We start from the raw sequence: 10,389 nt of genomic DNA, 5'->3' as shown, positions 1-10,389 counted from the left end.
ACGGCAGCACCACGTCGACCTCATCACCGCCGGCCTGGGCGATCACGGCGATGTCAGCCAGCGCGCGCGGCAGGTCAAGCGCGCCATCGGGGAAGTCGGCCACGGCCGCGACCTTGATGACGGCTGGCAGTGCCGCTCGGGCCTGCGCGACGAAGCGCGGCCAGACGCAGACCGCAGCCACGGGGCCATGGGCTGTCTGCGCGCGCTGGCACAGCGCGGCGATGTCCGCCGGCGTGTCGGCGTCATTGAGGCTGGTCAGATCCAGGCAGGCCAGCGCCGTGCGGGCCGCGGCTTGCAGGTCGGCAGTCACAGCGTCACGTCCTTGAAGCTCGCAATCAGCGCGGCCAGGAAGGACGCCGCCCTCTCGCCGGACATCTGCGCCTGTTTCAGCGTCAGATCGTGCGTCAGCGCCTCGGCGGACAGGCCAGCGGCCATGTTGGTCATCAGCGCGATACCCATGACCTTGAGGCCGGCGTGGCGGGCCAGGATCGTCTCGGGCACGGTGCTCATGCCGACGGCATCGGCGCCCCAGGCGGCGAACATGCGGATCTCGGCGGCCGTCTCGAACTGCGGTCCCAGCGCCCAGCAGTAGGTACCTTCGCCCAGCATCAGGTTCTCGCGCTTGGCCAGGGCCAGCGCGTGCTTGCGCAGCTCGGCGTCGTAGGCGTTGACCATGTCGACGAAGCGGTGGCTGCCCTGCTCGCCGACGAGCGGGCTGCGCTGCGGTGCGTTGATGTGGTCGGCGATCAGCATGAGGCTGCCTGGCGGCATGTGGCCGCGCAGCGAACCAGAAGCGTTGGTCTGCAGGAGCAGCTTCACGCCCCAGCGCTTGAGCGTGCGCAGCGCGCCGGCCATGCCAGTGCAGTCGCCGCTCTCGTAGGTGTGGGCTCGGCCGCGCAGAAAGATGACGCGCTGGCCGCCGATATGGCCCACGACGATCTCATTGACGTGGCCTTCCACCTTGGGCTGAGGGAACGCGGGCAACTCCGTGTAAGGAAGGTTCTTGGCCTCCTGCACATGGCTGACAGCACCGGCCCAACCGGAACCCAGCACGACGGCAACCTCGGGGGCCGTGCCGAACAGGGATTGCAGCTTGTCGACGCTCGCGGTGATCGCGACGTCGAGCTTGTTGTTATCGATCATGGGAAACCTCAGAAGTTCAGATGACTGGGCCCGAAGCTGTGGGGCAGCAGTTCGGCCAGGGTCCAGCGTTGGCGGATGCCGCCCGGGTCGCCGGCAATGACGATGAGCTCCTCGGGCACGGAAAACTCCCGGAGCTTCTGGCGGCAGCCGCCGCAGGGCGTGATGACCTCGGGGCCCGGGCCGGTCACCAGTGCCACCTTGGCCTGCTTGCCGCCGGCCATGATCATGGCCGTCAGCGCCGAGGGTTCAGCGCACCAGCCCTGAGGGTAGGAGGCGTTCTCCATGTTGGCGCCGATGTGGATGCGGCCCTGCTCGTCAAGGATGGCCACGCCGACCTTGTACTTGGAGTAAGGCACGTGGGCGAAATCGCGGGCGCGCAACGACTCGGCGAGCAGGCGGTCCAGCAGGTCTTGGGAGAGTTCCATCTCAGCGCTCCTTCACATACGGCCGACCGAGGGCCTGGGGGGCGACGGCAGAACCGATGAAGCCGGCGAGCAGCACGACCGTCAGGATATAGGGCAGCGCCTGGATCAACTGGACCGGCACCTCGCCGATGCCCGGCAGCGCGACGCCCTGCATGCGGATGGCCACGGCGTCCAGGAAGCCGAACAGCAGGCAGGCGCCTAGCGTGGGCAGCGGCTTCCACTTGCCGAAGATCATGGCGGCCAGCGCGATGTAGCCGCGGCCTGCCGTCATGTTGGGCGAGAACGAGGCGTTCTGCGCCAGCGTCAGGTAGGCACCTGCCAGACCGCACAGCACCCCGTTCATCAGCAATGCCTGGTAGCGCAGGCCCTGCACGGACATGCCGGCCGCCTCGACCATGGCCGGGTTCTCGCCGACCGCGCGCAGGCGCAGGCCCGGGCGGGTCCGCTCCAGGAAGAACCACACCGCCGCGACCATCAGGAAGGCCGTGTAGACCAGCGCGTTGTGGCTCAGCAGACCGTGGCCCAAGACTGACGCGAACCAGTTCCCCGCCTGAGGCTCGGCGAAGCCCTGGGCGACGGCCGTCAGGCGCACGTCGGGTTCGATCGGGGGTGTCTGGCCGCCCTGCTGGAACCAGGCGATGCCCAGCACGACGGTCAGGCCCGCGGCGATCATGTTCAGTGCCACGCCGGAGACGACCTGATCGCCGCGGTTCGTCACGCAGGCAAACCCATGCACCATCGACGCGGAGCTGGCAACCACGATGGCCGCCAGCAGCCCCCAGGCGGTGGAATGCGAGACCGAGGCCGCGGCTGCCGCGGCGAAGGCCGCCAGCAGCATCTTGCCTTCCAGGCCCAGATCGATGACGCCGGCGCGCTCGGACAGCACACCAGCCATGGCGCACAGCAGCAGCGGCGCGCTGACGCGCAACGTGGACGCGAGCACCGAGGCGATCAGGACTTCATCCATCAGCGGCCTCCCTTGACCTTGGCGTAGATGCGGGCGAACAGCGGCGCACTGACGGTGGCCATCGCGCCGGAGAACAGCACGATCAGGCCCTGGGCGGTGACAACCATCTCGCGCGAGAAGCCCTGCAGCTCGAACGACACTTCCACGCCGCCCTGGTAGAGCACACCGAAGAGCAGCGAGGCCAGCACGATGCCGAAGGGGTGGTTGCGGCCCATCAGCGACACGGCAATGCCGGTAAAGCCGGCGCCCGCGACAAAGTCCAGCGTCAGCTTGCCCTGCACGCCGGAGATCTCGTTGATGCCGACCATGCCGGCCAGCGCGCCGGAGATGGCCATGGCCAGCATGATCTGGGCGCGCGGGCGGATGCCGGCATAGTGGGCCGCGCGCGGGGCGCTACCGACGGCACGCACGGCATAACCGGCAGCGCTCCTCCAAAGGAACCAGCCGACGAAGACGCAGGCCACCAGCGCGATGACGAGGCTGAGGTTCAATGGCGAAGACGGCAGCTCGACACCAAACGCCGCGGCGATCTGGTGCAGCGCCGGCATGCGGGCGCTCTCGGCGAACTCGGCGGACTCCACCGCCATGCTGTCGGCTGGGCGCAGCCAATTCACCAGCAGATAGCCATTCAGGCCAGCGGCGAGGAAGTTGAACATGATGGTCGTGATGACGACGTGGCTGCCGCGCCAGGCCTGCAGGTAGGCCGGCAGCGCTGCCCACAGCATGCCAAAGCCAGCCGCGGCGACGACCAACAGCGGCAGCATGACGATGGCCGGCAGTTTGGCGCCCAGCCACAACGCCACCAGAGCCACGCCCACGCCGCCCAGCGTCGCCTGGCCTTCGCCGCCGATGTTGAACAGTCCGGCGTGGATGGCCACGGCAACCGCCAGGCCCGTGAAGATGAAGGTGGTCGCGTAGTAAAGCGAATAGCCCAGGCCGCGCACGCTACCCAGCGCCCCGTCCAGCAGCACGGTCAGCGCCTGCCAGGGGCTGTGGCCGATGAGCATGACGACGAGGCCGGCCACGACCAGCGCGATGGCGAGGTTCCACAGCGGCAGCAGGCCGATGTCGATCCAGCGAGGAAGTTGCAGGGGTTGGCTCATGCCGCGGCTCGTTCTTCTTGCGCGGCCATCAGCAGGCCGAGGCGACGTTCGTCGCAGTCTTCGATGGCGAGTTCGCCGGTGATGCGGCCGCAGTTCATGACGACGACGCGGTCTGCCAGCGCCAGGATCTCGTCCAGTTCGCTGCTGACCAGCAACACCGCGCAGCCGGCGTCACGCAGCGCGCGCAACTGGTGGTGGATGAACTCGATGGCACCGATGTCGACGCCGCGCGTGGGCTGGCCGACCAGCAGCACGGTCGGCTGCTCGCCGATCTCGCGGGCCAGGATCAGCTTCTGCTGGTTGCCGCCGGAGAACTTGCTGGAACCCAGGTTCTCGTCGCGCGGTCGCACGTCGAAACGCTCCTGCATCTGCCTGGTGGCCTCACGCATCGCGGCATGGTTCATGGAAGCGCCCTTGCGGTACTTGGGCAGGCCCTGGTAGCCCAGTACGGCGGACTCCCAGGCCGGAAAGCTCATGACCAGGCCGACCGCATGCCGGTCTTCCGGCACATGGGCCAGCCGCAGCGGACGGGCCTGGGCTGTGTCCAGCCAGGCATCGGGCGTGAAGACCTGACCGCCCAGTTCCATTCGACCGCCTTCGGGCGCCCGCAGGCCGGACAGCACCTCCAGCAGTTCGCTCTGGCCGTTGCCAGACACGCCGGCCACGCCGACGATCTCGCCGGCCCTCAGCGTCAGGGCGACATCCTTCAGGGCCGCCACGCCGTTGGCATGCTTCAGGTTGAGACCGGCGGCCTGCAGACGCACCTCGCCGGCATGCACTTCCATGCCCTCGGGCCGCCCCAACGTGACCTTGCGGCCCACCATGGACTCGGCCAGCGCCTCCTCGCTCCACTGTGCGATGGGCCTTGTCTCGACGACCTGGCCCTGGCGCATCACCGTGACGGCGCTGCACAGGCTCATGACTTCCTTGAGCTTGTGCGTGATGAGGATGAGCGTGGTGCCCAGTTGCTGCAGCTTGCGCAGCGTGATGAAGAGCTGGTCGGTCTCCTGCGGTGTCAGCACCGCGGTGGGCTCGTCCAGGATCAGGATCTTGGCGCCGCGGTACAGCGCCTTCAGGATTTCTAGGCGCTGCAGCTCGCCCACCGGCAGGTCGCTCACCAGGGCGTCCAGGTGGACCTGCAGGCCGGTTTCGGCCATCAGCGCCTCCAGCTTGGCCCTCACCCTGGCCTTGGAGGGCGTCAGGAAGAAGCCGCCTTCGGCGCCCAGCATGATGTTCTCCAGGCAGGTCAGCGTCTCCACCAGCATGAAGTGCTGGTGGACCATGCCGATGCCCAGGTGGATGGCCTGCTGCGAGTTGGCGATGTGGACCTGCTGGCCGTTGATCTCGATGTGGCCCGAGTCGGCGTGGTAGTAGCCGTACAGGATGGCCATCAGCGTGCTCTTGCCGGCCCCGTTCTCGCCGACGAGGCCATGCACGCTGCCCGCCGCGATGTCGAAACTGACCTCGCGGTTGGCCTGGACCGCGCCGAAGCGCTTGGAAATCGCCTGGAGGCGGACGGCGGGCGCCATGCCGCTCAGAACTTACAAGCGTTGTCCGCCATGTAGTCCGCCACCTTCACCTTGCCGGCGATGATGTCGGCCTTGACGGAGTCGACCTTGGTCTTCAGCGCGGGGGTCAGCAGCTTGGCGTTGTGCTCGTCGGCCGCGTAGTCCACGCCGGCCTCCTTCAGGCCCAGCACCTGCACGCCGGGCTTCCAGCCCTTCAGCACGTTGTAGACGGCCACGTCCACACGCTTGACCATGGAAGTCAGCATGGTGCCGGGCTGCAGGTGGTTCTGGTTGCTGTCCACGCCGATGGCGAGCTTGCCGGCGTCCTTGGCCGCCTGGTAGACGCCCACGCCCGTGCCGCCGGCGGCGGCGAAGACCACGTCGGAACCCTTTGCGAACTGGGCCTTGGCCAGCTCGCCGCCGCGGGTCGGGTCATTCCAGGCGGAGGACGTCGTGCCCGTCATGTTCGAGAACACCTCGATCTTGGCGTTGGTCGCCTTGGCGCCCTGCTCGTAGCCACACTGGAACTTCCGGATCAACGGGATATCCATGCCACCGACGAAGCCGACCTTACCGGTCTTGCTGACCAGGGCAGCCATGGCCCCCACCAGGTAGCTGCCCTCCTGCTCCTTGAACAGGACCGATTGCACGTTGGGCATGTCGACCTTGGCGTCAATGATGGCGAACCGCGTCTTCGGGAAGTCCTTGGCCACCTGCTGCAGCGCCGACGCCTGGGCGAAGCCGATGCTGATGATGGGGCTGGCACCCCGCTCGGCCATGCGGCGGATGGCCTGCACGCGCTGGGTGTCGTTGCTGATCTCGAATTCGAGATAGGTCTTGCCGGACTCCTTCTTCCAGCGCTCGGCGCCCTGGTAGCCGGCCTGGTTGAAGGATTTGTCGAACTTGCCGCCCATGTCGAAGATCACCGCGGGCTGCTGGGCCTGGGCCAGCGCGGAACCGGCGAGCAGGGCCAGGGCGGCAAGGCGGGGCAGAGAAGACTTCATGGGATTGGCTTGGGCAAGGCGAAAGGGGCGCATTGTAGAAAACATCCCTCAAGTTCTACTGGGTAGGAAAATACCGATTCACCCGGGCCTGGCGAGACGCAGCTTGCGATGCGAGGCGCGGGCGTGAGGCAGCCAGCCGAGTGTCGCCCAACGACGCCACATCAGGAGGCCCCGAATCCACTCGTCGGCAGCATAGGCAATCCACACTCCAACCAGGCCCCAGCCCAGGTGTACGCCCAGGAACCAGCTGCCCCCGGCCAGCACCAGCGCCATCGACGCGGCGCCCGCTATCACCGGATAGCGCGCATCGCCCGCGGCCCGCAGCGCGTTGATGACGACCATGTTGAACACGCGCCCCGGCTCCACCAGCACCGTCCACCACAGCAGTGTGCTGCCCAGCTCGATGATGTGCCGGTCGGCCGTGAACTTCTTCAGCAGCCATGGCCCGGCCAGCGCGAAGCAGCTGGACACCACCAGGGCGACGACGATGCCGAACCCCAGGGCCTTGCGCACGAGCTTGTGGGCCGCGTGCAGCTCGCCCGCCCCGATCATGTGCCCCACGAGGATTTCCACCGCGAACGCGATGGCCAGGCCGAAGATCAGGATCACGTGCAGAAATTGCATCGTGTAGGCATGCGTGGCCAGTGCCAGCGCGCCAAGCTGGGCGACGGCAGCCAGGCTGGTCATGAAGGCCAGCCGCCAGGAGATGTTCTCGGCCGCGCCGGGAATGCCGATGTGCAGCACCGTCGCCAGCGGCGCACGCTTGAGCCGCCACCAGTCCTCCCCGCGCAGTTGCAGGTTCAGCCGGCTCTTCCATAGCAGGATGTGCAGCACCATGCCGGTGCCGCGGCCGCACAGGCAGGCCAGCCCGTAGCCGGGCAGGCCCAGGTAGGGCATGGCCAGCAGTGCGACGGCCAGCGTAACGATCTGGATGACGATGACCACCACCAGCGCCTCGCGGCTGCGCAGGTGGGCTCGCATGACGCTGGACATCGTTGCGTTCATCGCGTCGATCAGCAGGGCCGGAGCCAGCGCCTGCAGCAGGACACGGGCCAGCGGCGCCACTTCGGATGGCGCGTTGACGAGGTGCAACAGCGGGCCGGCTGCCAGCAGCGCCAGGGCGGCCCCCCCCACCCCCAGCCAGGTGCTGGCGCCGACGACGGCGCGGGCAACGGCATCCGCCTGGTCGCGCCGGCCTGCCCCCAGGGCCTGGGTCACGGCCACGCTGACACCCGCGCCGATGACACGGAACAGCACGAAGATGGCCGCGAAAACCTGGTTGGCCAGCCCGAACGCGGCACCGCTATCGTCCGACAGCCGGGCCGCCAGTGCCGTGCCTATGACGCCGATGCCAATGCCCAGCAGCAGCTCGAGCAGCAGCGGCCAGGTCAGCGGAAACAGACGTGGTCGAGCCACCCGGGCCGTCATGGCAAGGTCCTAAGGCCGGGATTCACACAAGTCACAACAAGCTCGCCAGAATGGTCGGGAATCCTAAAGGAGTAACCATGCCGAAACCCGCCGCTCACGCGTTCGCCAACACCCAGGCCAGCTTCAAGACTGCCTCCGGCCAGTCCGGCCAGATCTTCTCCCTGCCCAAACTGGCCAAGGTCTACCCGAACGTGGCCCGCATGCCGGTTTCCGTACGCGTTGTGCTGGAGAGCGTGCTGCGCAACTGCGACGGCAAGAAGGTGACGGCCGAGCATGTGGAGCAACTGGCCAACTGGAAGCCCAACGCCGCCCGTGTCGACGAAATCCCCTTCGTCGTTGCCCGTGTCGTGCTGCAGGACTTCACCGGTGTGCCGCTGCTGGCCGATCTGGCCGCCATGCGCAACGTGGCCGCCGATCTGGGCAAGAACCCCAAGACCATCGAGCCACTGGTGCCGGTGGACCTGGTCGTTGACCACAGCGTCATGATCGACCACTACGGCAGCAGCAAGGCGCTGGACCTGAACATGAAGCTCGAGTTCCAGCGCAACCGTGAGCGCTATGAGTTCATGAAGTGGGGCATGCAGGCCTTCGACACCTTCGGCGTCGTGCCCCCAGGATTCGGCATCGTGCACCAGGTCAACCTGGAGTACCTGGCCCGCGGCGTGCACAAGACCAAGGCCGGCGTGTACTACCCCGACAGTCTGGTGGGCACCGACAGCCACACGACCATGATCAACGGCATCGGCGTCGTCGGCTGGGGCGTGGGCGGCATCGAGGCGGAGGCCGGAATGCTGGGCCAGCCGGTCTACTTCCTGACCCCTGACGTGGTCGGCTTCGAGCTGACAGGCCGGCTGCGCGAGGGTGTCACTGCCACCGACCTGGTGCTGACCGTCACGGAGATCCTGCGCAAGCACAAGGTCGTCGGCAAATTCGTTGAGTTCTTCGGCGAAGGCACGGCCAGCCTGTCAGTGCCGGACCGCGCCACCATTGCCAATATGGCGCCCGAGTACGGCGCGACCATGGGCTTCTTCCCCGTCGACGCGAAGACCGTCGACTACTTCAAGGGCACTGGCCGCCGCCAAACCGAGATCGAGGCCTTCGAAGCGTACTGGAAGGCGCAGGACATGTTCGGCATCCCCAAGGCCGGAGACATCGACTACACCTCCATCGTCACCCTGGACCTGGGCACCGTGGCGCCGAGTCTGGCCGGCCCCAAGCGCCCGCAGGACCGCATCGAGATCACCCATCTCGCCAGCCAGTTCGCCGAGCTGTTCAGCAAGCCGGTCGCCGAGAACGGCTTCAACCAGCCGGCCGACAAGCTGGCCCGCCCCTATGTGACGGAGTCGGGCATCCCGGTGAGGAACGGCGACGTGCTGATCGCCGCCATCACCTCCTGCACCAACACCAGCAATCCCGGCGTGCTGCTGGCCGCCGGCCTGCTGGCCAAGAAGGCGGTGGAAGCGGGCCTGAAGGTATCGCCGCACATCAAGACCTCCCTTGCCCCCGGCTCGCGCATCGTCACCGAGTACCTGGAGAAGGCGGGACTGCTGCCTTTCCTGGAGAAACTGGGCTTCAACGTCGCCGCATACGGTTGCACGACCTGCATCGGCAACGCGGGCGACCTGACGCCCGAGCTCAACAAGGTCATCCAGGACAACGACCTGGTCTGCGCCGCCGTGCTGTCGGGCAACCGCAACTTCGAGGCGCGCATCCACCCCAACCTGAAGGCCAATTTCCTCGCCAGCCCGCCGCTGGTCGTCGCCTATGCCATCGCCGGCAATGTGACCGTGGACCTGATGACCCAACCCGTGGGCCACGGCAAGAAGGGCAAGCCGGTCTACCTCGGCGACATCTGGCCCAGCAGCGACGAGATCTACCAGCTGATGAAGTACGCGATGAACGCGAAGGCATTCAAGGAGAACTACGACAAGGTCGCCAGGAATCCCGGCAAGCTCTGGAACGCGATCAAGGGCGTCAAGGGCCAGGTCTATGACTGGCCCAAGAGCACCTACATCGCGCAGCCGCCTTTCTTCGAGGGCTTCACGATGGCACCCAAGCCGCTGGAGGCCGGCGTCAAGAACGCCAAGATCATGGCGCTGTTCGGCGACTCCATCACCACCGACCACATCAGCCCTGCCGGCTCGTTCAAGGAGACGACGCCGGCCGGCAAGTTCCTCACCGAACACGGCGTGCTGAAAGCCGACTTCAACTCTTACGGCGCCCGCCGCGGCAACCATGACGTGATGATGCGCGGCACCTTCGCCAACGTGCGCGTGAAGAACCTGATGCTGCCGGCCCTGCCGGACGGCTCACGTGAGGAAGGCGGCTACACGCTGAAGGACGGCGTCAAGACCACGATCTACGACGCTGCGATGGCGTACGTGGCCGAAGGCACGCCCACTGTCATCTTCGCCGGCGAGGAATACGGCACCGGCTCCAGCCGCGATTGGGCCGCCAAGGGCACGCAGTTGCTGGGCATCAAGGCCGTGGTCGCCAAGAGCTTCGAGCGCATCCACCGAAGCAACCTGATCGGCATGGGCGTCCTGCCGCTGCAGTTCAAGGCCGGCGACTCGTGGGAGAGCCTGGCGCTGACCGGCGCCGAGATCATCGACATCGCGCTGGCCGACGAAATCCGACCACAAGGCGACGCCACGATGACGATCACGCGCCCTGACGGCTCGGTGAAGCAGTTGAGCCTGACCCTGCGCATCGACACTGCCATCGAGGTGGACTATTACCGGCACGGCGGCATCCTGCCCTTTGTGCTCAGGCAGCTTCTCGCAGCCTGAGCACGCTGGCATTTAAGGAACT

8 protein-coding genes and 1 pseudogene are annotated in these 10,389 nt (G+C 67.0%); 1 reads left to right on the top strand and 8 read right to left on the bottom strand.

Annotated features, from left to right (window positions below; all coding sequences use genetic code 11):
* The 8 genes and pseudogenes from VGF12_RS02175 to VGF12_RS02140 form a co-directional block, all read right to left on the bottom strand.
* Positions 1-310: pseudogene (locus VGF12_RS02175) on the bottom strand (deoxyribose-phosphate aldolase); the annotation flags it as partial.
* A complete protein-coding gene (locus VGF12_RS02170; RefSeq protein ID WP_331174408.1) occupies positions 307-1,143 on the bottom strand; it encodes a purine-nucleoside phosphorylase in 837 nt (278 codons plus the stop codon). The pseudogene VGF12_RS02175 and the gene VGF12_RS02170, both read right to left, overlap by 4 nt.
* A gap of 8 nt (positions 1,144-1,151) precedes the next feature.
* The gene (gene cdd / locus VGF12_RS02165) at positions 1,152-1,568 is read right to left on the bottom strand and encodes a cytidine deaminase (protein WP_331174407.1); all 417 of its coding nucleotides are present in this window, start codon (positions 1,566-1,568) and stop codon (positions 1,152-1,154) included.
* A 1-nt stretch (position 1,569) separates the two neighbouring features.
* A complete protein-coding gene (locus VGF12_RS02160; RefSeq protein WP_331174406.1) occupies positions 1,570-2,535 on the bottom strand; it encodes an ABC transporter permease in 966 nt (321 codons plus the stop codon).
* Entirely contained in the window at positions 2,535-3,638 is a 1,104-nt protein-coding gene (locus VGF12_RS02155; protein WP_331174405.1) for an ABC transporter permease, read from the bottom strand. The genes VGF12_RS02160 and VGF12_RS02155 overlap by 1 nt, the downstream gene beginning before the upstream one ends.
* Positions 3,635-5,167: an ABC transporter ATP-binding protein gene (locus VGF12_RS02150; protein ID WP_331174404.1), complete on the bottom strand. Its 1,533-nt coding sequence runs from the start codon at positions 5,165-5,167 to the stop codon at positions 3,635-3,637. Before VGF12_RS02150 ends, VGF12_RS02155 begins: the two co-directional genes overlap by 4 nt.
* A 5-nt stretch (positions 5,168-5,172) precedes the next feature.
* A complete protein-coding gene (locus VGF12_RS02145) occupies positions 5,173-6,150 on the bottom strand; it encodes a BMP family ABC transporter substrate-binding protein (RefSeq protein ID WP_331174403.1) in 978 nt (325 codons plus the stop codon).
* Positions 6,151-6,228: 78 nt separating this feature from the next.
* Complete coding sequence (locus tag VGF12_RS02140) at positions 6,229-7,578, bottom strand: MATE family efflux transporter (RefSeq protein WP_331174402.1); 1,350 nt, start codon at positions 7,576-7,578, stop codon at positions 6,229-6,231.
* A 77-nt stretch (positions 7,579-7,655) separates the two neighbouring features.
* On the opposite strand from VGF12_RS02140, the gene acnA reads away from it, so the two are divergent.
* Positions 7,656-10,367 carry an aconitate hydratase AcnA gene (acnA, locus tag VGF12_RS02135; protein ID WP_331174401.1) on the top strand — a complete coding sequence of 904 codons (2,712 nt, stop codon included), beginning with the start codon at positions 7,656-7,658 and terminating at the stop codon, positions 10,365-10,367.
* The last annotated feature ends 22 nt before the right edge of the window (positions 10,368-10,389 follow it).

It is taken from the genome of Roseateles sp., assembly GCF_036404855.1.
Classification (GTDB): Bacteria; Pseudomonadota; Gammaproteobacteria; order Burkholderiales; family Burkholderiaceae_C; genus Pelomonas.
Note: the sequence above shows the minus strand (reverse complement) of the source record. Positions and strands in the feature narration are given on the sequence as shown.